At 57.2% G+C, this 23,852-nt stretch carries 17 protein-coding genes; 8 read left to right on the forward strand and 9 right to left on the reverse strand.

Going from position 1 to position 23,852, the window contains the following annotated elements:
- Nucleotides 1-11: 11 nt before the first annotated feature.
- Complete coding sequence (locus C4J85_RS15130) at nt 12-1,226, reverse strand: aldose 1-epimerase family protein (RefSeq protein WP_124410082.1); 1,215 nt, start codon at nt 1,224-1,226, stop codon at nt 12-14.
- A gap of 469 nt (nt 1,227-1,695) precedes the next feature.
- Here C4J85_RS15130 and C4J85_RS15135 point away from each other — a divergent pair, with 469 nt between their 5' ends.
- Entirely contained in the window at nt 1,696-1,998 is a 303-nt protein-coding gene (locus tag C4J85_RS15135; RefSeq protein WP_124367213.1) for a hypothetical protein, read from the forward strand.
- A gap of 244 nt (nt 1,999-2,242) precedes the next feature.
- Here the strand turns inward: C4J85_RS15135 and C4J85_RS15140 are convergent, their stop codons facing one another.
- From C4J85_RS15140 to C4J85_RS15150, 3 genes are all read right to left on the reverse strand, one after another.
- On the reverse strand, nt 2,243-2,989 hold the full coding sequence (locus tag C4J85_RS15140) for an AAA family ATPase (protein ID WP_124367214.1): 747 nt from the start codon (nt 2,987-2,989) through the stop codon (nt 2,243-2,245).
- 324 nt (nt 2,990-3,313) lie between these two features.
- Nucleotides 3,314-4,957 carry a GMC family oxidoreductase gene (locus tag C4J85_RS15145; protein ID WP_124367215.1) on the reverse strand — a complete coding sequence of 548 codons (1,644 nt, stop codon included), beginning with the start codon at nt 4,955-4,957 and terminating at the stop codon, nt 3,314-3,316.
- 256 nt (nt 4,958-5,213) lie between these two features.
- A complete protein-coding gene (locus C4J85_RS15150) occupies nt 5,214-6,173 on the reverse strand; it encodes a LysR substrate-binding domain-containing protein (RefSeq protein WP_256657781.1) in 960 nt (319 codons plus the stop codon).
- 149 nt (nt 6,174-6,322) lie between these two features.
- Here C4J85_RS15150 and C4J85_RS15155 point away from each other — a divergent pair, with 149 nt between their 5' ends.
- The 3 genes from C4J85_RS15155 (at nt 6,323) to C4J85_RS15165 (ending at nt 8,630) form a co-directional block, all read left to right on the forward strand.
- Complete coding sequence (locus C4J85_RS15155; protein WP_124367216.1) at nt 6,323-7,180, forward strand: SDR family NAD(P)-dependent oxidoreductase; 858 nt, start codon at nt 6,323-6,325, stop codon at nt 7,178-7,180.
- 2 nt (nt 7,181-7,182) lie between these two features.
- On the forward strand, nt 7,183-7,926 hold the full coding sequence (locus tag C4J85_RS15160; protein ID WP_124367217.1) for an SDR family NAD(P)-dependent oxidoreductase: 744 nt from the start codon (nt 7,183-7,185) through the stop codon (nt 7,924-7,926).
- A gap of 122 nt (nt 7,927-8,048) precedes the next feature.
- Nucleotides 8,049-8,630 (forward strand): NADPH-dependent FMN reductase, encoded by a 582-nt coding sequence (locus tag C4J85_RS15165; protein WP_065883890.1) that lies wholly within the window; start codon nt 8,049-8,051, stop codon nt 8,628-8,630.
- A gap of 185 nt (nt 8,631-8,815) precedes the next feature.
- On the opposite strand, the gene C4J85_RS28045 is transcribed toward C4J85_RS15165, so the two are convergent.
- The 3 genes from C4J85_RS28045 to C4J85_RS15175 form a co-directional block, all read right to left on the reverse strand.
- Nucleotides 8,816-9,130, reverse strand: coding sequence for a 4-fold beta flower protein (locus C4J85_RS28045; RefSeq protein WP_372238416.1), 315 nt, complete (start codon nt 9,128-9,130; stop codon nt 8,816-8,818).
- A 135-nt stretch (nt 9,131-9,265) separates the two neighbouring features.
- On the reverse strand, nt 9,266-11,875 hold the full coding sequence (locus tag C4J85_RS15170; protein WP_164487866.1) for an AAA family ATPase: 2,610 nt from the start codon (nt 11,873-11,875) through the stop codon (nt 9,266-9,268).
- 208 nt (nt 11,876-12,083) lie between these two features.
- Nucleotides 12,084-12,977, reverse strand: a complete 894-nt coding sequence (locus C4J85_RS15175) for a LysR family transcriptional regulator (RefSeq protein ID WP_124410084.1) — start codon at nt 12,975-12,977, stop codon at nt 12,084-12,086.
- Between the two features lie 94 nt (nt 12,978-13,071).
- On the opposite strand from C4J85_RS15175, the gene C4J85_RS15180 reads away from it, so the two are divergent.
- From C4J85_RS15180 to C4J85_RS15195, 4 genes are all read left to right on the forward strand, one after another.
- Nucleotides 13,072-14,250: an MFS transporter gene (locus C4J85_RS15180; RefSeq protein ID WP_124370881.1), complete on the forward strand. Its 1,179-nt coding sequence runs from the start codon at nt 13,072-13,074 to the stop codon at nt 14,248-14,250.
- 44 nt (nt 14,251-14,294) lie between these two features.
- Nucleotides 14,295-14,777, forward strand: a complete 483-nt coding sequence (locus C4J85_RS15185; protein WP_124410085.1) for a VOC family protein — start codon at nt 14,295-14,297, stop codon at nt 14,775-14,777.
- A gap of 302 nt (nt 14,778-15,079) precedes the next feature.
- The gene (locus C4J85_RS15190; protein WP_124367223.1) at nt 15,080-16,456 is read left to right on the forward strand and encodes a cystathionine beta-synthase; all 1,377 of its coding nucleotides are present in this window, start codon (nt 15,080-15,082) and stop codon (nt 16,454-16,456) included.
- Nucleotides 16,453-17,619 carry a cystathionine gamma-synthase gene (locus C4J85_RS15195; RefSeq protein ID WP_124410086.1) on the forward strand — a complete coding sequence of 389 codons (1,167 nt, stop codon included), beginning with the start codon at nt 16,453-16,455 and terminating at the stop codon, nt 17,617-17,619. The genes C4J85_RS15190 and C4J85_RS15195 overlap by 4 nt, the downstream gene beginning before the upstream one ends.
- 318 nt (nt 17,620-17,937) lie before the next feature.
- Here the strand turns inward: C4J85_RS15195 and C4J85_RS15205 are convergent, their stop codons facing one another.
- Nucleotides 17,938-20,139, reverse strand: a complete 2,202-nt coding sequence (locus C4J85_RS15205; protein ID WP_124410087.1) for an OsmC domain/YcaO domain-containing protein — start codon at nt 20,137-20,139, stop codon at nt 17,938-17,940.
- 145 nt (nt 20,140-20,284) lie between these two features.
- A complete protein-coding gene (locus C4J85_RS15210) occupies nt 20,285-23,788 on the reverse strand; it encodes an AAA domain-containing protein (protein WP_124410088.1) in 3,504 nt (1,167 codons plus the stop codon).
- Nucleotides 23,789-23,852: the final 64 nt, after the last annotated feature.

Below are 23,852 nucleotides of genomic sequence, written 5' to 3' on the forward strand. Positions count from 1 at the left end.
CTGCAGGCGCCCTACCCTTTGGTCAAATCAACCAAGGGCGTCTGCCGCACCTCAGTCTCGCGCCCGGCCTGAATCTCGCTGACCTGCTTCAAGGCCTTGTCCACAGCCACCTTATCCACCAACAAGCTGTAGCTGATGCGGAACTGCTTGTGTTCCTTGGGCCCAATGGTGGGTACCAGGTTCAGTGGCCGCTGATAACGGCGGTTGTAGGAAAAACTCGTCCCCGGCTCCAGCCCCGTGACATAGCCCTGCCCTTGAGTATCGGTGTTCTTCCACAGGGAAAACACCGGCAACGTCTGCGTATTGAAACCGACCGACACGCCCAGGCTGCCAGCTTTGTTATGCAGCACGGTCAAGGTATCGCCCTTGGCATCGGCATAGGGCACCACGTTGTAGACCGTTTCGTCGTAGTCCTTGGTGGGTGCGCGGTAGGTTTGCCAGTCGGCCAATTCGCCCTTGGCCTTGTCGTTGAACGGCGACACCTGCTTCACCGGTGCGGCAAAACGCGCGCCCTGCTCCAGGAACGGGGTGCTGAAGTTACTGTGATACAGCGCCTGGTATTCCTTCGGATAGTCGCCGTTGTTGGTCAGGGTGTCGTTGAGAGCGAACACTACACTGCCGGGCTCGGTGACCAGTTCGGTCGCCACTGAAAAATCGACCTTCTTGAACGCCTGCTCTTTCAGTTCGCCGCGCAGGGTGATGGCGTACGGCGGCTTTTCATCGATGTGCAGGGTGACTTTGTTCGCAGGAATATTCGCGGCCCTGCCATGCAGCGTCAGCAATTCGCCGTTGTCGATGCCAGGGTGACCGACCCATTCATAGCCGCAACGGGTGACCAGCTCATTGAACCCTTCCAACCAGCCCAGCCCGCCGCGACCATTGAGCTCAATGAAGGAAGGATTGACCACTTCCTTGACCGGCGAATCCCACCCCATGCGCACATCGCCGACCGAAGCCTGCAACACGTTCATACCGCGAGTCGGCACCACCGAGAGCTTCATCGTGCCGTTATCGATGTCGACAATGCTCACCCCCTCCTGCCGACCGCCGTGCAGCGTGCGCAGGGTAACGCTGAAGGGTTTGTCGGTTTGTACGCCGAGTTGCTGGCTGGTGACCTGCCAATTCTGCGCGGCTTTGTCGGTGTCGAGGAGCACATAGTCCCAGGCCATGGCGTGGGAGGCGGCGGAGAGTGCGGTGAGGGCGACAGCGAATTTGAGTGGGGTCATGGCGGTAGCCTTTCTTGGAGTTGTGGCAGTTTTATAGACTCGATTAAACGTTTCAGCAAGCGTAAAAGGCGAGACGGTGAAGGGAAATGCCGAGCAGGGAGTGAAACTGATTGGGAGGGTTAGTCGATGTCATTGCGATGAGACTGGAGCGTAAAAGGAATGGATTTCAGCGTATCAATGCTGTTTACAACCTCAAGGTTGATCCTCCAGCGCGTTGACGCTTATAGTCCGCCCCGTCGCCCACATGGCGATCAGGTTTGGCGACCTGACTATCGGATGCAAAAGCACTGTGCTTTTTTGCAGATGCTGCTGCACATTCGCAAAGCTGCCTCAATGGCGGCTGTGCGCGGGAGACCTTCGGGTCTGCCGGGTCTCCGATACCGGTTCGCCAACCTGCGTACAGCTGCCACCCCATCGTTTGGCGACGACTGGGTGGTGGTAAGCCACTGCACTTATCGGAGATTCAAAAATGGAAAGATACATCCCCCTTACCGGAATCGATCTGGTTCCAGCATCCCTGCTCATTGATTCAGAAGCACCGCTCGATGTACTGCAAGCGATGGCTGACTATCGCATGCGCACTGTGACTCAGGTGTTGGAAAACATCGCTTTCCGGGGTGAGGTGGACGCTGATTGCGTCGTGCTTTCGGATTTTGCGCAGCTGCTGGCGATACCGTTGCGGGACGGGTGTGATTTGATGGAGGTAATTGGGCGGCGGTTGCGCGAGCAGGTTTCGGAGATGGAAGCGGGGTCTGTTGCTACGCCGGGATAATGAAAAATCTCCACGCGCTGGCGCAACTAGGCCAGCGTGTGGTGAAAGCAGTGGGTGCTTTCTCATCGGCTGCAATCGGCCAGAAGCGGCCATTCTCCTCGAAATCGGCGGCATCTCGATCTACGCTAAACAAGGCAGTAATGCCGTCGTATCTATTAAGTCGCGAGCGGCAACAATTCATTTTTTTGCGCCAGCGAACTTGATAAACGCTCTAACCATCGATGTTATTTAGTGCCTGGACTAACTAAAAATCATGCTTTTCATCAAATAGCTTGCTCATAAAGCTTTCAGGGCTAGCAAAGTAACTTTTCATAATTAGGTAGTTTTCAGTTTCTGAATATTCCTTCTCTTCCAATCCACTATTGGTAAACTCCCAAATTCTGGCGCCCGGGTAAGCAATTAAAATTGGTGAGTGAGTTGCAATTATGAACTGCGAATTTTGTTTTGCGAGTTCCGCTATACGTACCAGCAGAGATAATTGGCGTTGGGGAGATAGCGCAGATTCAGGCTCGTCTAGTAAATACAATCCGTTTCCTCCGAACCGATGTAAAATCAGATCCATAAAAGCCTCCCCATGAGACCTCGTATGAAGATCGTTCCCCCCGTATGAGTCCTTAATAGCTGGCCCGCCAGGTCCGCAATCCAACTTATTCATCTCTGTAATTACATTATAAAAACTTTCTGCGCGATAAAAATAGCCATCTCGAGGTCGCTTTGCGGTGCGTGACAAGCGCAATGCCTTGGACAGTAGGGATTTTTCATCGCTGGAAGAAAACTTGAAATTCTTACTGCCTCCCTCATGATTAAAGCCACATGAAACTGCAATAGCCTCTAAGAGGGTTGACTTACCGCTACCGTTTTCTCCAACGAAAAAATTTATCACGGGGTGAAGCTCGATTTTGCTAATTGATTGAATTGAAGGCAAATAGAAGGGGAAATTATTCTCTTCTCTATAGTTCTCTAAGATTTCAATTCTCTTAATGTAAGGCATTAACTTCCTAGCTGTAGTTATCTTATTTAATGGTTATAGTTATATGTATGATAGTTAAGGTAATTATAAATGGTCTTTCTGTGGTTTGACTCTTTTTTATAAGCACTAGATATGTCTGACATAAAAGTAAACCATTCTTGGCTCGCGCCGCAGTTGCGCCGCTGTTTCGGTCAAACTCCTAATCTCCAATTTATCGTCTATTGACTGCGTTTGCTCAACGGTCTCCGTATATTTTATTCAATTTCAGATTGTGGTTCTTATTGCAGAGTTCGGCTTTAGCGATCCAATGATTGATGCTCCAGTTTTACGCTGCGTTCGGGGAAATTATCGAGTCAGGTGGGCACCAATCCGTTCGGCTAGCATGATAGTAGTAAGATTTGTCGCCACCGATGGGATATCCGGGATGATAGAGGCATCCACAACACGCAGTGCCGCTATACCTCGCACCGCGCCCCAATTGTTGACTACGGCGGCCTTGTCACCGTCCGCGCCCATCGGCACGCTCGACGTGGGGTGCTGATAGCCGGCGACATTGTTTACGATGTTTTGTCGCAAAGCCTTGCCTTCAAGTACGCTGCTACCCGGTGTCATTTCATGGTCAACCAAGTCAGCAAACGGTGCACTGCGGCCAATCTTGCGAGACAGTTCTACAGCTTCGACCATGCGATCCAAGTCATTTTCCTGTTCAAAAAAGTTGTACCGGATGTTCGGCGCAACTCGGGGGTCACGGCTGGTCAAGCGTACGCTACCGTTGGATTTAGGTAATGTGACGGCGCATGCCAGCACTATCGCACCGCCGGTAGGGCTTGCCTTTGGGTCGATCAGGTGTGTACCGGAGATATGTAAGTCCAGATCGTCCGGTGCGGCGTGTTGCGAACGAGTCCAGGCGATGGCGCCGCCGGCTGGGGTCATAGCAATTGCGGAGGTCTTCAGCGCGTAGACGTTGAAGAAAAACGGATGTTCTTGCAACCGTTCACCTACCGGTAGATCAGCGACGGTGGCGATTCCCATCTCGCGAAGATGGCCTTGTGGGCCGATACCGGAGCGTAGCAGGATAGCGGGGCTGCCTATGGCACCGGCCGACAAGATCACTTCGCCGGCTGGAACTATCTCGCCGTCTACTAGCAATACACCTATGGCGCGTTCTCGTTCTATCAGGACGCGGTCGGCTTCAGCGTGGCCGCGGATAGTGAGGTTGGCGCGAGCCCGCACGTCTGCACTTAGGTAAGCCATGCCGGTATTGATTCGGGTGCCGTTGATGACATTCAACGGGTAGGGACCTACGCCGTGCTGGCGCGCGCCGTTGAAGTCATCCACGAGCGGCAGTCCAACTGACTCGGCAGCCGCCACGAAAGCACGCATTGAGATAGTATTCTGCGCAGCAGTGCGCTGACGCACTGGAAATGGGCCGGTACGTCCATGCCATGCATCTTCGCCAGTGGGCGTGTTTTCCATCGCTCGGTAGGCGGACAGCACTTCCGGCCAAGCCCAACCTTCGATTCCGCGTCCGGCCCAGCGCGCAAAGTCGGCAGGACGCGCACGCATCGCCACAGCAGCATTGACCGCGGAGCTACCACCGATCACTCGGCCGCGTGGGATGGCTATGTCGTGACCTATCCGAGCTGAGTCGTCACTATGGTAATGCCAGTCGTATTCGGGAGAGGCGGCAACTAGGTCGGCGTTCGTCAGCACTGCTGGATACCGATCGGGCGCAAAGTCGGGACCTGCGTCGAGCAGCAGCACACTGCGCAGCGGGTCGGCACTGAGACGTGCTGCAAGGACGGCACCGGCAGATCCACCACCGACGATCACCACGTCAAACTGCTTGCCAGTCCGAGTGGTCTCTTTAGTTTTACTGGAGCTGCGCGTTGCACCAGAGGCAAACGTAGCAGCGCCTGCCGTCATTGCAACCAGCACTGCCTGTGCTCCCAAAGCTATCGCGCCGCGTCGTGTGATTGTCAAAGTCATAGATTCCAGATCAGGTATCGTTTGTGCCGTCGAGGATGAGAGGCAAGAAACCATGGTAGGAATGCGTACCTGACCCAGCAAGACGGGGTTTCTGGAATCTGTGTCCGGTGGTATGGACGTCGAGAACTCCCCCTATCTTCGGCGCCTACCCGCTCGGTAGTGCCGCCGTAGTTGCTGTATTCGGTAAAAAAATGTGCTGTATTCATGGAGAAGCCGCTGCAACGATTTGCCCAGCGTATTAAGGATGGCTTTACAGCTAGAGGATCTTGGGAAACTCCGAAGCCAAGTGATCCAAGAAAACACGTACTGACGGCAGCAATCCTTTGCGGGAAGGTACCAGTGCAGTGATCCTGGCATCGCCAGCTATCCATTCGGGCAGAACTCGATGAAGCTCACCACGCGCAACGGCCGCCCGCGCGATGTAACTCGGCAGGGCCACAATCCCAAGCCCGCTGATAGCTGCATGTTGCAGGCTGAGCATGTCTTCGCTTTGCAGCCGCGGCATGATGGGCACAGCAATTTCTTCGATCGATAGAGTGACATGGCGCAACCGCCAGTTCATGGGGGCATTAGCTCGCGCAAAGAAAATCGAGGCGTGGCTGCTTAGCTCCGCTGGCGTGGCCGGTGCGCCATGTTCGGCCAGATAGCTTGATCCGGCGAACAGAAACCAGGGAGCGACCCCGAGCATGCGCTGGACAAGATCGGAGTCCGGCAATGGAGCCTCATGCGCCCGGATGGCGACGTCGTAATTTTCGCCAACAATATCGATGGTTCGATCGGCCGCATGAGCGACCATATTGATCTTGGGATAGACACGAAGGAAGTCAGCGATCATGCCCGCCATGGCGAAATTCATGGTCGCGACTCCAGCGGTACACCGGATGGTCCCGACGGGTTCCAACAACCGCTGACGCACTGACATTTCTGCCATCTCCGCTTCTCGCAGCGCGGCCAGCGCGTGCTGGTAGAACTCTTCTCCTGCCTCGGTCATACCGAAGCGACGCGACGTTCGGCTGAGCAAACGCACACCTAATTCGCCCTCCAATTGTTGCATGCGGTGGCTAAGCGTTGACTTGGGCATACCGGTACTTGCAACTGCGGCAGTAAACCCACCGCGATCGACCACATTGACAAAAATAAACAGATCGTTCAGGTCCAGCCGATTCACGTATGGCCCAATCATAGGAAGGCAATTTTTAATCTTGAAGATTTCCAAGGGTACCGTCTAGAACTATGTGGTTATTTGGCAATGTTTCGCTGGGAATGAGCGTCCAATGAGCGGGAAGTTGAATCTGGACAAACCGGCTTGTTGGGGGGAGGCCCAATACCTAACATCCGGTGAATAGCCAAACCCCGGAGCAGAGAATGAAATCAATAAATGGCAAAGTCGTCCTCGTTACTGGTGCCTCATCGGGATTGGGGCGCGAGTTAGTGCATCAACTGCTGGAAAAAGGTGCGCTAGTCGCAGCCACCTTTCGCAAGCAAGAAGAAGTGGATTTCTATAACGGTAAACATGCTGCGCAGGGCATGGGCGTTTTGGTAGACGTGACAGACGATGTGGCGGTCAAAACGGGTGTGGCCCAGGTGCTGGATCACTTTGGCCGTATCGACATTGTCGCCAACTGTGCGGGTGCTGGCACAGTGGGTGCAGTTGAAGAAATGACGGATCGAGAAGCGCGGCGTGTATTCGATCTGAATTTCTTTGGCGGCCTGAACATCATTCGCGCTGTAACCCCTGCGATGCGCAAGCAGCGCAGCGGGCACATCATTCAATTCTCTGCAATCGGTGGCTTCATTGGCTACCCGGGCATGGGCGTGTACTCGGCCGCGAAGGGCGCTACTGACATCCTGGGGGAAGCACTGGCAGGTGAACTTGCACCCTTTAACATCGCCACGACTGTGTTGACCATCGGTGTATTCGAGACCCAATTTGCGGGTCGCTCACTGGCTTACGTCGAGCAAAAAATCGATGACTATGAAGGCACACCCGTCGGTAAGTTCCGTGTAGCTATAGGTGGTCTGCAAGGTAAGCAGCCGAATGTTCCAGGAAAAGGGGCGTTGGCGATTATCAACCTGATGGAGTCGGATCATCCACCCGTACACGCGGCCTTGGGTGCCGATGCGATGGGCGGAATGCGTGCAAAAATGGCCAAAGTCGAGCAGGAACTTGTCCAGTGGCAGGGCAACGCAACCTCTACAGAACGCAGCATCAACGGAATCTGATCATGCGAATGACCAACAAAGTTGTACTGATTACCGGCGCATCGCGCGGGCTCGGATTATCACTGGCACGTCGTTTTGCCAGAGAGGGGGCTTCCGTTGCGTTGACGTACAACACTGACGCTGCCGCAGCCGACCGAAATGTCGAGGCGCTCGTTGCTGAGGGCGCTCAAGCAATGGCCATCGGGGGAGACATCAGCGACCCGGACGCTGTCAAAGCCATATTCGCAGCAGTGCTGGCTCGATTTGGGCGCATCGATATTGTCGTGGCCAATGCTGGGCGGGAGCTTATCGACACACCGATCACGGAAATCGATAACGCGATGTTCGAGGCTGTCACCAAAACCAATGTGTTTGGCACCTTCTATACGCTTCGCGAAAGTGCGCGCCATGTTACCGATGGTGGACGCATCATCGTGATTTCGTCCACTACGACGATCGTACCGAACGCAGGCTTCACCGCGTATGCCGGAAGCAAAGCCGCCGGCCGGCTTTACGTTGAATGTCTCGCGCAGGAAATGGGCAAGCGTAACGTCACGGTGAACGGTGTGGTACCGGGGCCGCTACGTGACGCCGGTGTCATCGCTAACCTTCAGGAAAATGACTATCAGGCATTGGCACAGTTGTCGCCATTTGCGCGCTTGGGCTCTGTCTCCGATGTCGAAGGCGCCGTGCTTTTCCTGGCAAGTGACGATGCAGCTTGGATTTCCGGTCATCACCTGGTTGTCAACGGCGCCGCCAAAGTATAGGGCAGACCCGCATGACCAGGCGGTGGGGCAGTCCTCATCGTTCGGCCACCGTTCGACGTCCGTTTTTTTGTTCTTTTCAAATTGATTACCCCCTTTAAAGCCACTTAAATCAAGGTCCCATCATGTCGCCTAAAAAGATCGCCGTCATTGTCGGCAGCCTGCGCAAAGAGTCGTTGAACCGCCTATTTGCTCAAGAAGTAATCGCGCTTGCGCCACCGAGCCTTTTATTAGAAATAGTCGAGATCAATGAACTGAATCTGTTTAACCAAGACTTGGAAGAAAACGGTAAGAGTGCCCCTGAAGCCTGGACTCGTTTTCGCCAAAATATGGCGTCGAAAGATGGAGTACTGTTTTTCACTCCCGAATACAACAGGTCAGTTCCTGGTGTATTGAAGAACGCCATTGATATTGGTTCTCGCCCTTACGGCGAGTCTGTGTGGGCAGGCAAACCTGCAGCTATCGTAAGCGTATCGCCCGGTGCCAGCGGCGGCTTCGGTGCTAACCATCATTTACGTCAGTCTATGGTATTTCTGGACATGCCACTTTTGCAGCAGCCGGAAGCGTATATCGGTGGGGCGACAAGGCTACTGGGGCCAGGCGGAAATTTGAATGACGACGGAACTACTCAGTTCTTGAAAAAATTCATTGACGCCTTTGCTGCATGGGTCGAAATCAATACCGCCAAGTCAACGGGTTTAATCTAGGGCGCTAGAAACTCTCTGCTTTGGCTGATCTAAGGCGTTGTATGAGTCGTCTCAGGTTTCACGTACGGCCTTAGTGTCCGCTAATGGCCGTTTTCTGCCTGTCGCAATCGGCTGCAATCGGCCAGAAGCGGTCGCTCAGACTTTGACTGTCAAGTGAACGAAGTGAGTTGCAATTAAGCACACTATTAGGCTGCCGCAAACTCATCTAACGCATCCACCCAGCCTGCTTTTCCAGCCTTACCGGCTCGATTTGCTTTACGCGCTGGAGTGGCAGGTGTTGCGGGAGTTGCCCTGGATGCTTTTGTTGCTGGCGTAGCCGTAGAGGTGCGCCGGAGTATGTAGTTCTCGCTCACAACCTCCCCCAAAAAACGCCCATTAGCACCCCAAACACGCCCATCGTCTGTAACCCACCCTAAATACCTCGATGCTGCATTGAATAGGCGACCAGAACTATTAAAGAATCCAAAATACTCACCGTTCCATCTGTAAACCGGAGTCATATAACACCCTCATTTATCTAGCGATTAGCTATCGAGCGGGCTCAAGTTAGTCGTTGAATCGGGGCAGAGCACGATTGAAAAAATCGTTCAAACATCGTCCACCATGATTATGTGGCGTACTAGGACCCGATACTGTTAGACCTCAATTGGTTTAACGCGAAACTTATTGACGTTATCAGCCAACCTTTGAATAGACTCAATATCATTTTTTATTTCGTCCAAGTTAGCCACAGGCATCTCCTTGTTAGGGGCTTGGAAATGCGCCTCAGTGATTCGATGACCTTTCTTCCAGAGCGCAACGATGTCATCAGCGTCCTGCTTTCGTAGACCAGTGATTTTATGAAGATTCCCTACACCAACCATATCACTAAACCGCGTCACAATACCATTTAACACTACATCTTCGACAACTCGCTCAACAGTGGAGCGAATATCGCTGTATAACAGTCGAACATCTCTAACTAAATCCTCACCAGGATAAATAGGCCAAGGCTCCATTTTTTTCGCTCGATCCCCCAGCTGCTTTACCCGTTCTTTATAACCAGTTTTATCCCAAGGTAGTCCTTGTTTGACTACTCCAGCTGCTTCGCCGACCCATTCTAAGTGATGGACAAGATGGGGAATTTGCTTTTCCTCATTAAGAGTATCGATAAGTTCGCTTAGGAAAGAGATGTCATGGGTCAAGACTATAACTTGGCGGTTAGCCGCTTCCTCCACGAGACGTTTTGCCACGAGGCGTCGCCTTACATGATCTAACGAGGAAACAGGGTCATCAAATATGATCCCCCCTCGATGCTCTGATAGTTTAAGCTCAGCCAAGAATGCACCTAGTGATACAGCACGCTGCTCACCCTCACTCAGTACGTGCTCAATTTTCTTTGCCGCTGGAAGATCTAACAGCAGAGTAAACTTTACAGTCCCACGATCGACTCGTTCTTTTAGCTTCGTCTTAATGTGCCCAATGCCGAGCTTTGTAAACTCTTCATCAAGTGCTTTTCGTAACGAGTCGGTGATAATTTTCCCTGCAATTTCCTTAGACTTCGCAGACAAAACCCTAGGATTCAAATCGGCCTTACAGGTTTCGAGTTTAGCTCGATAAATTACCCTATCGTGCAGCGCTAAGATTGCTTCTGTTAGAGGCACAAGCAGCCGCCTAGCTTTAAGCTCAACCAGTTCTTCAGATAGCTTCTTTAACTTTTCTGGATCTGAAGCTCTTTTATATACTCGCCCTTTCCAAATTTTACTGGCAGCAAATTGCCTCAATTCAGCCACTGGACTTTTAGCCAGCTTTGGAACCACTTCCCATTCTAAGGATTTTGCGGCCTCAAGCATCCATACTTTGTATGCATCTAGCTGTTTCTGATACAACTCTAAATTTCCTACTAGATTCGCTGACGCACCCTCCAACTCTACAGCCAATGCTTGATTAAGCCCAAAGTCAAAACTTGAACGATCTATCTGATCTAAAATTTTTTCTAATGCAGCTTTTTTTTCAGATGCTACCTTGGTGGCATTTTCGCTAATGAAATTATTGAAGCGCTGCATTCTACCGATTACAGACTTAGCCGGTTGTTGGCAGAGTACACATGCAGCTCCCTCACCTTCGCTTGGAAAGTCATGCCCAACATAAGCAACTTCAATTGAATATTTTTTCGCAGCTAGGAACAACTCTTTCCAAATGGTCTCCCCCGTACCGGGCAACAGCTCATCCTCAGCCCTAAGCAGTAGTGCAGCCGCGTCAACTCCCGCCTTGGCATCGGCTGACTCCTTGGCGAAACGCTGCAATTTTTCCAATGCTTTTTGAGTAGTGAATTTCTCTTTTTCCTTGATTGTTTTCGCCAAACTTTTGATATGGGATGCAGAAGTTTTCAGGCTTTGAAACTTGAGTATCGGGTCTGGCTCAGCAATTGCTAGTTCCAGCTCACCAAGCCGCTCAACCTCCTCCGACGACAGTGTTCCCAATCGAGATATTTCATCTCGGTTGGTGTCCTCGCCAAATCCCTGAAAAAGCTTGCCCACAGCACTTTTTTTATCGAAGCCTGAAAGAATATCAAGTGACACTTCGACACTATTGAGTTCTTCGTTCAAGAGCGCTAGCACTTCTGGTACAACTTTACCCGCGAGAGCTTCCACAACATCTAAGCCGCGAGGTAGATAAGCCGCATCGCCTTCGAGGAGGTAGGCGTTGGCGCAAAATGAGTCAAAGACGCTGACGTAGGACAGCTCGGGAGGTGCTACTGAGCCACTGGTCCAATGGAAACTCTTTACGTCTCCATTCAGGCACGCCGTAAACGTCGCCCTAGGCTTTCCACCTGGTACTCCAGCCTTGGTCACATCGCCAAGAATATCCCCTCCCCTATCACGCGCTCGACAAGCATGCTTCAGAACTCGCGCATACCCTGACTTTCCTGCGCCATTGCCTCCATAAATCACCGTGACTCCCTTCTCCGAGAATGGGAGCGTTTGTCCCGGCATGATTCTGTTGACGTTTTGCAAATTGCTCATCGAATGAAGCGTAACGCTGAATGCGGCTTCGCCGCCTGCGGGAATATGGTCAGCGCTCAAAGGCACCGCTTTTAGCCCTCCAGGGATTTCAATGCCTTTATCATGCTTCAGTAATGCATACAGGTCCCTGAAGTCCTGCAAATCCAATTGCTGGTTTAGCAAGAGTCGACGCGCGGCGTCTCTCAGCCACAGTGATAGATCCTTCTCAGACCAGAGCAATACATCATTGAGTATCGACATTTTCACTTCCATGGACGGATAAGCAAGGAGGCAGCTAGGTAGCAAATAGATACTAGCGGAATTTAGCCTCTGCACCGTCATTTTGAAAAATTGCTATGACACCCTGAATGTAGCCTCTCATGCGTAGATATTTGAGATTCTCCGTGTCCGCTTTTGGCCGAAATCCGCCAGTCACGCTCCTCTTCTACATCCAACCCACACTCCCCCTTCACACCCCATCCCCCCCCACCAAAAAATCCACAAACGCCCTAACCCTTCCCGGCATCGCCGCCCCACCCACAAACACCGCATGAATCGGCTCCACATCCCCCGGGTTATACGCTTCCAGCAACGGCACCAACTCCCCCCGCTCCAGATCTTGCGCCACACTAAACGCCCCCACCCGCGCAATCCCCGCGCCCAGCTTCGCCAACTGCGCCAACGCCTCTTCGCTGTTCCCTTCAATCGTCCCCGCCACTTTCAACGAAAAATCCTTCCCATCCACCCGAAACGGCCAATCTGGCGCCGCTCTGCGGAAGTTGAAGCGCAGGCAGTTGTGCTCGAGTAGATCCTGCGGCGTCACCGGGGTGCCGTGGCGGGCCAGGTAGTCGGGTGAGGCGACGATGACCTGGCCGGTGGAGCCGATGTGGCGGGCGGTCAGGGGGCTGTCGGCCAGGTGGCCGAAGCGGATGGCGACGTCTGCTTGGCCGGCGAGGATATCCACGATTTCATCGCCGAGCATCAGGTCGACCACGATGGCGGGATAGCGGGCGCTGAAGGCGGCGATCAGCGGCACGACGGTCAGGCGGCCGTGGGCCAGGGCTGCGCTGACTCTGAGGCGTCCGCGGGGGGCGCCCTGGTCGGTGATGGCGTCTTCGACTTCGGCCATGTCGGCCAGGATCCGCCGGGCGCCGCGCAGGTAGGCTTCGCCTTCGGCGGTGAAGGTGATGGCGCGGGTGGTGCGCAGCAATAGCCGGGTGCCGATGCGTCGTTCGGTGCGGGTGATGATGCGGCTGATGGACGACGGCGTCAGCCCCAGGGCGCGCGCGGCGCCCGACAGGCTGCCGTGCTCGGCGACCATGACGAACACTTCCATCTCTCCCGAGCGGCCGCCGATGTCCATTTGTGCCTCCTGCGCAAAGGTGTAGTTCCCAACCAGGGGCTACTGCTGCAAAAGGCTGGATTGTAGCATTCGGCACACAGATGAGGAGTCACCCATGCGTATCAATCCACCCCTTGTAGCCTTGTCCATCGGTGCCTTTGGCATCGGGGTCACGGAATTTGCCCCCATGGGCATGTTGCCCGGTATTGCCGCCGACCTTGGCGTATCCATCCCCGCCGCCGGACTGTTGGTGAGCGCCTATGCCATCGGCGTGCTGATCGGCGCGCCGATCATGACGCTCGCGACGGCCAGGGTGCCGCGCCGGTATCTGTTGATCGGGCTGATGGCGATTTTCACTTTGGGTAATCTGCTGTCGGCATTGGCGACCAATTACCAGACCTTGATGATCGCCAGGCTGGTGACATCGCTGAACCACGGGGCGTTTTTCGGTATCGGTTCGATTGTGGCGGCCAGTGTGGTCGCGCCGGAGAAGCGCGCGGGGGCAGTTGCCGCGATGTTTTTGGGGCTGACCCTGGCGACCATTGGCGGCGTGCCGCTGGCCACTTGGTTTGGTGAGAACTTCGGTTGGCGCACTGCATTCTGGGGCATCAGCGGGCTGGGCGCGGTGGTGATGGCCGCGCTGTGGTGGGCACTGCCGAATGCACCCGCGCCAAAAGGTGGCAGCCTGATGGCGGAAATCCGCGTACTCGGTCGCGGGCCGGTGCTGGCGGCGTTGGCGCTGACCGTGGTGGGCTCCAGTGCAATGTTTACGGTGTTCACTTACATCGCGCCGATTTTGCGCGATGTCACCCATGCGTCGACCAACTTTGTCACTGGCATGCTGGTGCTGTTCGGTATCGGGCTGACCCTGGGCAACGTGTGGGGTGGCAAGTCGGCGGACCGTTCGGTAGACCGCACGTTGATTACATCGCTGGTGGTGTTGATCGCCGTGCTGTTGGCCTTTTCGGTGCTCATGCAATGGCCGCTGCCCGCCGCGCTATCGATCCTGCTGTGGGGCGCCGCGAGTTTTGCCCTGGTACCGCCATTGCAGATGCGCGTGATGGAGGCCGCCAAAGATGCGCCTAACCTGGCCTCGGCAATGAACATCGGCGCGTTCAATTTCGGTAATGCCATCGGTGCGGTGCTGGGCGGTGCGGTGATCAATGCCGGGCTGGGCTACCCCGCCATTTCCCTGGCAGGTGCGTTGATGGCTGGCCTGGGTTTGTTGATGGTGCTCGGGTTGGGCTGGCGTTCGCGGCGCGCGGGTGCTTGTGGTAAAGACGCCCTGGCGTAACGATCGTCTAGACTCCAGGCACCTTTCAACCCGAGGAGCCTGCGATGAACAACAAAAATACGATTTGCCTCTGGTACAACGGCGATGCGCTGGAGGCGGCGACCTTTTACGCCAAGACGTTTCCCGATAGCGAAGTGAAGGCGGTGCACTACGCGCCTGGCGACTACCCGGCCGGTAAGCAGGGCGATGAATTGACCGTGGAATTCAGCGTGCTGGGCATCCCGTGCCTGGGCCTGAATGGCGGCCCTATGTTCAAGCACAGTGAAGCGTTTTCCTTCCAGGTGGCGACCGATGACCAGGAGGAAACTGACCGGTTGTGGAACGCCATTGTCGGCAATGGCGGCCAGGAAAGCGCGTGTGGCTGGTGCAAGGATAAATGGGGCCTGTCGTGGCAGATCTCGCCACGGGTGTTGGTCGATGCGGTGACAAGCAAGGACCCGGCGGTCGCCAAGCGTGCGTTTGACGCGATGATGACCATGGGCAAAATTGACATTGCCGCTATTGAAGCCGCCATCGCCGGGCGCTGACGGGGTGTGTGAATGTGGGAGCGCACGAGCTTTAGCGAGGCCGCGATAGCGGTGGGTCAGGTGGTTTATAGGCCAGCAGCACCGCCGCCTTCGTAGCCTCGCTGGGGCTCGACAACTCCCACATTTGATCTGCATTGCCTGCGGGTGCTGTGCCCGCCATCCACCTCCCCCCTCACCCTCCATGCGCCAAAAAAAGTCATGCATCGGACCGCCTGGTTGCGAGCCTGGCGATAGCGGCCTATGTTTCAAGCCATGCTGTTGCTGTCCCCCACCCTACGCCCATTCCGTAACCAGGTGACGACATGCCTAACCTCCCCCGCCCCGCCGTACTTGAACTGATCGGTAACACGCCGCTGGTCAAGGTCAGCCGCTTTGACACTGGCCCTTGCACCCTGTTTCTCAAGCTTGAATCGCAAAACCCCGGCGGTTCCATCAAGGACCGCATCGGCCTGGCGATGATCGACGCCGCCGAGCGTGACGGCCGCCTGCGTCCCGGCGGCACGATTATCGAGGCCACCGCCGGCAACACTGGCCTGGGCCTGGCACTGGTCGGCCGGGCCAAAGGCTACCGGGTGGTGCTGGTGGTGCCGGACAAGATGTCCACGGAAAAAGTGCTGCACCTCAAGGCCATGGGCGCTGAGGTGCATATCACTCGCTCCGATGTGGGCAAGGGCCACCCCGAGTATTACCAGGACGTGGCCGCGCGCCTGGCCAAGGATATTCCGGGCTCGTTCTTCGCCGACCAGTTCAACAACCCGGCCAATCCGCTGGCCCATGAAACCAGCACCGCGCCGGAGATCTGGGCGCAGACCCAGCATGATGTGGATGCGATTGTGGTGGGCGTCGGCTCGGCCGGCACCCTCACCGGCTTAACCCGTTTCTTCAAGCGCGTGCAGCCCGAGCTGGCCATGGTGCTGGCCGATCCGGTGGGTTCGGTGATGGCCGAGTACAGCCGCAGCGGTCGGCTTGAAACCCCTGGTTCCTGGGCGGTGGAAGGCATCGGCGAGGATTTCATCCCGTCGATTGCCGACCTGTCCAGCGTGCGCCAGGCCTACTCCATCAGCGATGAAGAAAGCTTCGACCACGCCCGCCAACTGCTCAAGGCCGAAGGCATTCTCGGCGGCTCGTCCACCGGCACCCTGCTCGCCGCCGCGCTGCGCTATTGCCGCGAGCAGACCGAGCCCAAACGCGTGGTCACCTTCGTGTGCGACACCGGCACGCGCTACCTGTCCAAGGTCTACAACGACCAATGGATGAACGACGCTGGCCTGTTGCAGTACAAGCACTACGGCGACCTGCGCGACCTGATCGCCCGCCGCTTCGAAGATGGCCGGGTAATCAGCGTGAGCCCCGACGACACCCTGCTCACCGCCTTCCAGCGCATGCGCCTGGCGGATGTCTCGCAACTGCCGGTGCTGGTGGACGGCAAGCAACTGGCGGGCGTTATCGATGAGTCCGACCTGCTGCTGGGCCTGCACCAGGACGCCACGCATTTTTCCATGAGCGTGGCCAGCGCCATGACCCGCACCCTGCACACGCTGGCCCCCAGCGCCAGCCTGGCCGAACTGCAGGCGGAGCTGGATCGCGGCCTGGTCGCCATCATTGCCGACGCCTCGGGCTTCCATGGCCTGATCACCCGCGTCGACCTGCTCAACCACCTACGGAGATCCCTTGCATGAGCCAGCCCGATAAAAGCGCATTCGCCACCCGTGTGATCCATGCCGGACAGTCGCCGGACCCAACCACGGGCGCGCTGATGCCGCCGATCTACGCCAACTCCACCTACCTGCAAGATAGCCCCGGCGTGCACAAGGGCTTTGACTACGGCCGTTCCCATAACCCCACGCGCTTTGCCCTGGAACGTTGCGTTGCCGACCTTGAAGGCGGCACTCAGGCCTTCGCGTTTGCCTCGGGGCTGGCGGCGATTTCCACGGTGCTCGAATTGCTCGATGCCGGCGCGCATATCGTTTCCGGCAATGATCTGTACGGCGGCACCTTCCGCCTGTTCGACAAGGTGCGTCAGCGCAGCGCCGGGCATAGGTTCAGCTATGTGGACCTGAGTGATGTATCGGCGTTTGAAGCGGCGCTGCGCGACGACACGCGCATGGTCTGGGTCGAAACGCCCAGCAACCCGTTGCTGAGCCTCACCGACCTCAGCGCCATCGCCCGCCTCTGCCGCGCCCGCGGCATTCTCTGCGTGGCCGACAACACCTTCGCCAGCCCATGGATCCAGCGCCCGTTGGAGCTGGGGTGCGACATCGTGGTGCACTCCACCACCAAGTACCTGAACGGCCACTCGGACGTGATCGGCGGCATCGCCATCGTCGGCGACAACCCTGATTTGGCTGAGCGCCTGGGCTTCCTGCAGAACTCGGTGGGCGCCATCGCCGGGCCCTTCGATGCGTTCCTGACCCTGCGCGGCGTGAAAACCCTGGCCCTGCGCATGGAGCGCCATTGCCGCAACGCGCTGGAACTGGCGACCTGGCTGGAGCAGCAACCGCAGGTGTCGCGGGTGTATTACCCGGGCCTGAAATCCCACCCACAGCATGAACTGGCCCAACGGCAGATGCGCGGGTTTGGCGGGATGATTTCAGTGGACCTGAACACTGACCTGGCGGGCGCCACGCGTTTCCTGGAAAACGTAAAGATCTTCGCCCTGGCCGAGAGCCTGGGTGGCGTGGAGAGCCTGATCGAACACCCGGCGATCATGACCCACGCCAGCATCCCGGCAGCGACGCGGGCGCAGTTGGGGATTGGCGATGGGTTGGTGCGGTTGTCGGTGGGAGTTGAAGATATAGAGGATTTGCGCGCGGATCTGGCCCAAGCCCTGGCCCGCATATAAATCCCCAAACACCGGCGATCCAAATGTGGGAGGGGGCTTGCTCCCGATAGCAGTCTGTCAGCCACTGGGTCAGGTGACTGAACCACCGCTATCGGGGGCAAGCCCTAATGCCAGTCAGTTAAGGACGAACACTGTACCTGTGGCGAGGGAGCTTGCTCCCGCTGGGCCGCGAAGCGGCCCCAAAAATGGGACTGCTGCGCAGTCCAGCGGGAGCAAGCTCCCTCGCCACAGGTTACTTTTTACCCTTTCTACTTCTTAACTGACTGGCATTAGGGCAAGCCCCCTCCCACATTTTGCCCCTCATGCATCAGATAGCCATCAATGTGCCGAGGTAGCGTTTGCCCTTGCCGCATGCAGTTTCTTGTAGCTGTCGATCAGGCGCAAATGCCGGTCCAGCCCTTCCAGCTTCATGCTGGTCGGCGTCAGCCCATAAAACCGCACGCTGCCGTTGACCGAGCCAATCACCGCGTCCATGCGTTCGTTACCGAACATGCGGCGGAAGTTGGCTTCGTAGTCGGCCAGGTCCAAGTCGTCGTCCAGTTCCATCTCCAGCACCGCGTTCACCGCCTGGTAAAACAGCCCGCGCTCGACGGTGTTGTCGTTGTACTGCAGGAACATTTCCACGCATTCCTTGGCCTCCTCGTGCTGCTGCAGCGCGAGGAAGATCAGCAGCTTCAGCTCCAGAATGGTCAGTTGGCCCCAGGCGGTGTTGTCGTCGAACTCGATGCCGATCAGCGTGGTGATGTCGGTGTAGTCGTCCAGCTCACTTTCGATTAAACGTTCGACCAGCGCTTGCAACTGCGCTTCGTCCAGGCGGTGCAGGTTGAGGATGTCTTCACGGAAAAACAGCGCCTTGTTGGTGTTGTCCCAGATCAGGTCGTCCACCGGGTAGATTTCCGAGTAGTCCGGCACCAGGATGCGGCAAGCGGTGGCGCCCAGGTGCTCATAAACCGCCATGTACGACTCTTTGCCCATGCCTTCCAGAATACCGAACAGCGTCGCGGCTTCCTGGACGTTGGAGTCGTCGCCGTGGCCGGAAAAGTCCCATTCGACGAATTCATAATCGGACTGGGCGCTGAAGAAGCGCCACGACACCACACCGCTGGAGTCGATAAAGTGCTCGACGAAGTTGTTTGGCTCGGTCACCGCCTGGGCTTCGAAGGTCGGCTGCGGCAAGTCGTTCAAACCCTCGAAACTGCGGCCTTGCAGCAGTTCGGTGAGGCTGCGCTCCAGCGCCACTTCCATGCTTGGGTGCGCGCCGAACGAGGCGAATACGCCGCCGGTGCGCGGGTTCATCAGGGTCACGCACATCACCGGGAATTCACCGCCCAGGGACGCATCCTTGACCAGCACCGGGAAGCCCTGGGCTTCCAGGCCTTCGATACCGGCCACTATGCCGGGGTATTTGACCAGTACCTCAGCCGGTACATCCGGCAGCGCAAATTCGCCTTCGATGATTTCGCGCTTCACCGCCCGCTCGAAAATCTCCGACAGGCACTGCACCTGGGCTTCGGCCAGGGTGTTGCCGGCGCTCATGCCGTTGCTCAGGTAAAGGTTTTCGATCAGGTTGGAGGGGAAATACACCACCTCGCCATCGGACTGGCGCACGAACGGCAGCGAGACGATGCCCCGCGCTTCGTTGCCCGAGTTGGTGTCGAACAGGTGCGAACCGCGCAGCTCGCCGTCGCGGTTGTAGACCTTCAGGCAGTAGGCATCCAGAATTTCACTCGGCAACTCGTCGTTCGGGCCCGGCTGGAACCAGCGCTCGTCGGGATAATGCACGAAGGGCGCGTTGGCCAGTTCCTCACCCCAGAACTGGTCGTTGTAGAAGAAGTTGCAGTTGAGCCGCTCGATGAACTCGCCCAACGCCGACGCCAGCGCGCCTTCCTTGGTCGCGCCCTTGCCGTTGGTAAAACACATCGGCGAGTGGGCATCGCGGATATGCAGCGACCAGACGTTGGGCACGATATTGCGCCACGAGGCGATTTCGATCTTCATGCCCAGGCCCGCCAGGATCGCGGACATGTTGGCGATGGTCTGCTCCAGCGGCAGGTCCTTGCCGGCGATGTAGGTGCCCGCCTCCGACGTCGAGCTGGGCATCAACAGCGCCTGGGCGTCGGCGTCGAGGTTGTCCACTTCCTCGATCACGAACTCCGGCCCGGCCTGCACCACTTTCTTCACGGTGCAACGGTCGATGGAGCGCAGGATGCCCTGGCGGTCCTTGTCCGAGATATCCGCCGGCAGCTCGACCTGGATTTTGAAAATCTGGTTGTAGCGGTTTTCCGGGTCGACGATGTTGTTCTGCGACAGGCGAATATTCTCCGTGGGAATATTGCGCGTGGCGCAGTACAACTTCACAAAGTACGCCGCACACAACGCCGACGAAGCCAGGAAGTAATCGAATGGCCCCGGCGCCGAACCGTCGCCTTTGTAGCGAATCGGCTGGTCGGCAATCACCGTGAAATCATCGAACTTGGCTTCAAGCCGAAGGTTGTCGAGAAAGTTGACCTTAATTTCCATGCGGGCACACCAGAATAACGGGCTAAACAAAATGGCCGCCATTATGAAGATTTTCGTCGGGAAGTCTCAGGGTTTTGCGTGTGGGCTGCTGATCGGTATCGCTATGCCAGCAGCGCTCGAGCCGCTGGCATAACGTGATGGCCGGTCAGAGTTCGCGCGAAATCAGGCGTTGCGCCAGGCTGGTTCGATTGATCGCCAACTCGCTGCTGACGTCCGGCCCGCGATAGACCATGGACGTTTCATGGCGCACATAATCGCCCGAGCGCGCTGCGCTCAGCCAATTGAACGAGCCCACGCACAACAGCGCTTCATCGGCCATCACCAGCTTGCTGTGCACCTTGTTGACCACTCGCACCTGCACGGCGTGGTGCTTCAAAGTGGCCAGCGCATCCTTGAATTCGGCGACTTTGCCGGGGTCACCCTCGGACTTGCTGCGGCCGATGCCAGTATTGAAGTGCAAATCGGTATACACCGTAACCGGCACCCCGCGCTGCACGGTGCCGCACATGGCCTCAAGGGCGCCGCTTTCGCGCATCCCCCTCAGGCGCACCCAGGGCGTCACGATCTGCACCTGCTGCTGCGCCGTCTCCAGGGTCTGCAACAGGAACTGATCATGTTCGGCAAACTCATGCAGGTGGCTCAACCCGGTTCGCGCCGTCAGCAAATCCGCCCGAGGCTGGAAATCAAAGGTGAGCGCAGTGTCCGCGCTGTTCAACAAGTACTGCGCCAACCTGCCACGCGGCTTGCTGGCGGGGATCTGGCTGAACAGGTCCATATCGCCGAACACCAGGAAACTGTCTTTGGCGCGGGAAACCGCCACGTTCAACATGCTGTCCCTACGGTCGATAAACGCACCGTCGGCATGCTTGGAATACACCGCAGAAAAAATCACCACCGGTCGTTCGGCGCCCTGGAAGGAGTGCACGGTGCCGACGGTCATTTCACCGTCGCCTTTGCCGGTACGGATACCCAGGGCGGTGCATGCCTCGGTAATGGCCTGGGTCTGCGCGCCAAAGGGGGTGATCACCCCGAGGATTTCCCAGAGCTCCTTGTCATAGCGCTGGGTCAGTTGCTGTTCATTGGCCTTGATCCAGGCAGCGATGGTCTGTGCCTCCAGCAGGTTATGACGGCTGCCGCCTTGCTTCTGCTGGCAGAGCCCGTCGATATGCAGGTAACCCAGGCCCGGCAAACCACCCTGCGGTTTGGCGCCGCGTCGCGGTTGCAGCTTGCCCTTGTAGCAGAGCGCATTGCAGTAATCGATGATCGAGTCATAGCAACGGCGGTGTTCATACAGATAAAGGCCGCGGGCCAGGTCGCGGTCGTAGTGATAGCGGCTGGTGGACTGCGCAATCGCCATGACGCTGCCACTGGCGGCACTGCGCCCGCTGTCACAGAAAGCCTCGTACTCATCGTCCACACGGCTGCGCGACAGCAGGCCGGCAGCGAGCAAGTTGCCGATATCCACCGACGGCGGCACCGACCATATCGGCTCGATTTGTTGCGTGTCGCCAATCACCAACGCTTGCCGCGCCAGGGCGAACGACGGCGCCGCTACTTCGGGCAGCACCTGGCCCGCCTCGTCTACGATCAGCAGGTCGATGAAGTTCAGCGCGTAATCGGCGACATAACCATTGCCGTCACGGCGGCTGCACGACAGCTCGGCCGGCAAGCGGTAGAACGTCGCCACCACGCAAGGCGTGAGCTTCATCCAGCGCCGCCAGTTTTTTTCCAGGGTCTTGCGGCCGTTTTTTTTGCGGCTTTTAAGAATCAGTGGCAGCTCATCGGCGACTTCCAACAGCCAGCGGCCCTCCCAGTAATGCGTGGTCAGCAGGAACGTCTCGAAGCGCAGCGAGGTGTCCGCCCAACGGTCGCAGTCCTCCAGCGTCACCTCGGCGGCGGGCTTGCCGACGGCATTGGGTAACCGGGCAATCACCGCCTGCCAGTTCAACAGCTCACGCTGCTCATCGCGCCGCAAGTGCTCAACACGCTCACGCTGGGTTTCGAGGATTTTCAAGCTTTGAGCGGTGTGCGCCACGGCGGCCGTCAGCAGGCGCTCTATCTCATGCACATCGTTGGCGCTCTGCAGCTGTGCATCAGTCTCATCAATGTGCAGTTTCGCCAAGCGCAGGCGCTTGGCGGCAATCGGGCCGAACCAGCCGAACAGCGTGTAAATCAATGACTCATGGGCCAGGTAATGCTTGAAATCTTTCAGGCGTGCCTTGGCGCTTGCCAACTGATCGGACTGCGCCCGACATTGCCCTTCAAGCGTCGCAATCGCCGTGTATGGATTATCGCCGAGCAAGGCCTTCATGGCGTCGCGCGCCGCGTTCAATCTTGCCCAGCCCTTCTCGATATCGCCCAGTTGCTGCTGGCGCAGTTGAATCAGGGCCTGCAGCTTGTCGACGGTGCCCTTGAGCGTGGGCTGCGACGGCCCGGGAAAGGCGATGGCGGCATGCTCCAGATAAGCCTGCTGCGCTTTATCCAGATAGGCCTGCGTCTCCAGCTCCAGGTAATAGCTTTTGGTCTGGTAGGTGCGGGCCATCTCCGCTTCCGCAGCGGCCTTTGGAAAGTAAGCGCCAAAGCTGTTGATATCCGGAAGCCAGCGCCCAGCAAAGGGGCCGGTGCCTGCCGAGAAGTCCTTGCCAAATGCCTTGATGATGTTGGTGACCGCCTGATTGTTCGTAGAACTGGCGACAATCACCGGCGGCTCGCCGCCCTCGGCAGCGGCCTTGGCCCAGAGCGAGGCGACGACCGACAAGAGCAACGTGGTCTTACCGGTACCCGGCGGCCCGTTGACCGCCAGGATATCCCCGGCGTTGCCCGCCAGCAGGTGCGCGAGGCTGTCGCGTTGGGCAGGCGCCAGCGCGTATTCGTCGCCGGCATGCCCTCCTCGCCCGGCGAACAGGCTGTTGGCAGGCAGGCACGGCTCATCGGGCATGCGCTCGCGTTGTGCGAACCGCTCGAACAACGGCGCATCCGGTTTGCCAACGCGCAAATGATCGTACAGCGCCACGATATTGCGGCTGAAACCTTCGGCCTTCTGTTCCTTGAACACATAGCAATAGTTGACCGGATCAAAACCGTCCTCCGCGCCGTTCCAGGCGTTGCAGACGGTCTGGAACATCGTCTTGCAATAGCGCAGGTAGGTAATCCACTGCTCGCGGTAGTGCTCCGGCTGCACCTCTGTGCCGGCGGGTGGCGGCTCGAACTGCGGCGCATCTTGTGCGGTTAGAAACGTATCCAGGTCATGTTGGGCGCCGATGGTGAAATTGTCGCGATCCAACGGCTCCAGAATATCGCGCGGCACCAGCGTGGGCCCGGTCGGATAGATCAGCCCGTCGCGGGTGACCGACACGCGGCAAATGATCGGCGTGATGAACGCCGGCAGCCCGTTGCGCGCCTGACGGTGCTCCTGGCGTGAGGCGTACACGAACGGGCGTAGCGTGACCTCCACCTGGAGCCGTTGGGCCGGTTCGTCGGCAAATAGGCTGTCCACGTGCTCAACCGGCAAACAACCGGCGGCCAGCGAAGCCAAGGGTACTGAGGAGTAGGTTTTGACATGGCTCGGGGATAAGGCGCCATTGCCGTTTTCCGCGTCGGCCAGCGAGGTGCGCCAGTAGTTGGCAAGCTTCAGAGAATAATCGTTCATCGTCCTGATTCAGTGCAGACCGTGACTCACTGTTACGGTCGGTGGGTGGGGATGTGGACCGAGG

The organism is Pseudomonas sp. R4-34-07 (assembly GCF_003852375.1).
Classification (GTDB): domain Bacteria; phylum Pseudomonadota; class Gammaproteobacteria; order Pseudomonadales; family Pseudomonadaceae; genus Aquipseudomonas.

Coding starts and splice junctions, on each gene's coding strand:
- C4J85_RS15140 (WP_124367214.1), bottom strand. CDS start 2,989: ATGCCTTACATTAAGAGAATTGAAATCTTAGAGAACTATAGAGAAGAG.
- C4J85_RS15175 (WP_124410084.1), bottom strand. CDS start 12,977: ATGGACATCGGCGGCCGCTCGGGAGAGATGGAAGTGTTCGTCATGGTC.
- C4J85_RS15170 (WP_164487866.1), bottom strand. CDS start 11,875: ATGTCGATACTCAATGATGTATTGCTCTGGTCTGAGAAGGATCTATCA.
- C4J85_RS15130 (WP_124410082.1), bottom strand. CDS start 1,226: ATGACCCCACTCAAATTCGCTGTCGCCCTCACCGCACTCTCCGCCGCC.
- C4J85_RS15145 (WP_124367215.1), bottom strand. CDS start 4,957: ATGACTTTGACAATCACACGACGCGGCGCGATAGCTTTGGGAGCACAG.
- C4J85_RS15205 (WP_124410087.1), bottom strand. CDS start 20,139: ATGGAAATTAAGGTCAACTTTCTCGACAACCTTCGGCTTGAAGCCAAG.
- C4J85_RS15135 (WP_124367213.1), top strand. CDS start 1,696: ATGGAAAGATACATCCCCCTTACCGGAATCGATCTGGTTCCAGCATCC.
- C4J85_RS28045 (WP_372238416.1), bottom strand. CDS start 9,130: ATGACTCCGGTTTACAGATGGAACGGTGAGTATTTTGGATTCTTTAAT.
- C4J85_RS15165 (WP_065883890.1), top strand. CDS start 8,049: ATGTCGCCTAAAAAGATCGCCGTCATTGTCGGCAGCCTGCGCAAAGAG.
- C4J85_RS15190 (WP_124367223.1), top strand. CDS start 15,080: ATGCCTAACCTCCCCCGCCCCGCCGTACTTGAACTGATCGGTAACACG.
- C4J85_RS15185 (WP_124410085.1), top strand. CDS start 14,295: ATGAACAACAAAAATACGATTTGCCTCTGGTACAACGGCGATGCGCTG.
- C4J85_RS15155 (WP_124367216.1), top strand. CDS start 6,323: ATGAAATCAATAAATGGCAAAGTCGTCCTCGTTACTGGTGCCTCATCG.
- C4J85_RS15180 (WP_124370881.1), top strand. CDS start 13,072: ATGCGTATCAATCCACCCCTTGTAGCCTTGTCCATCGGTGCCTTTGGC.
- C4J85_RS15160 (WP_124367217.1), top strand. CDS start 7,183: ATGCGAATGACCAACAAAGTTGTACTGATTACCGGCGCATCGCGCGGG.
- C4J85_RS15195 (WP_124410086.1), top strand. CDS start 16,453: ATGAGCCAGCCCGATAAAAGCGCATTCGCCACCCGTGTGATCCATGCC.
- C4J85_RS15210 (WP_124410088.1), bottom strand. CDS start 23,788: ATGAACGATTATTCTCTGAAGCTTGCCAACTACTGGCGCACCTCGCTG.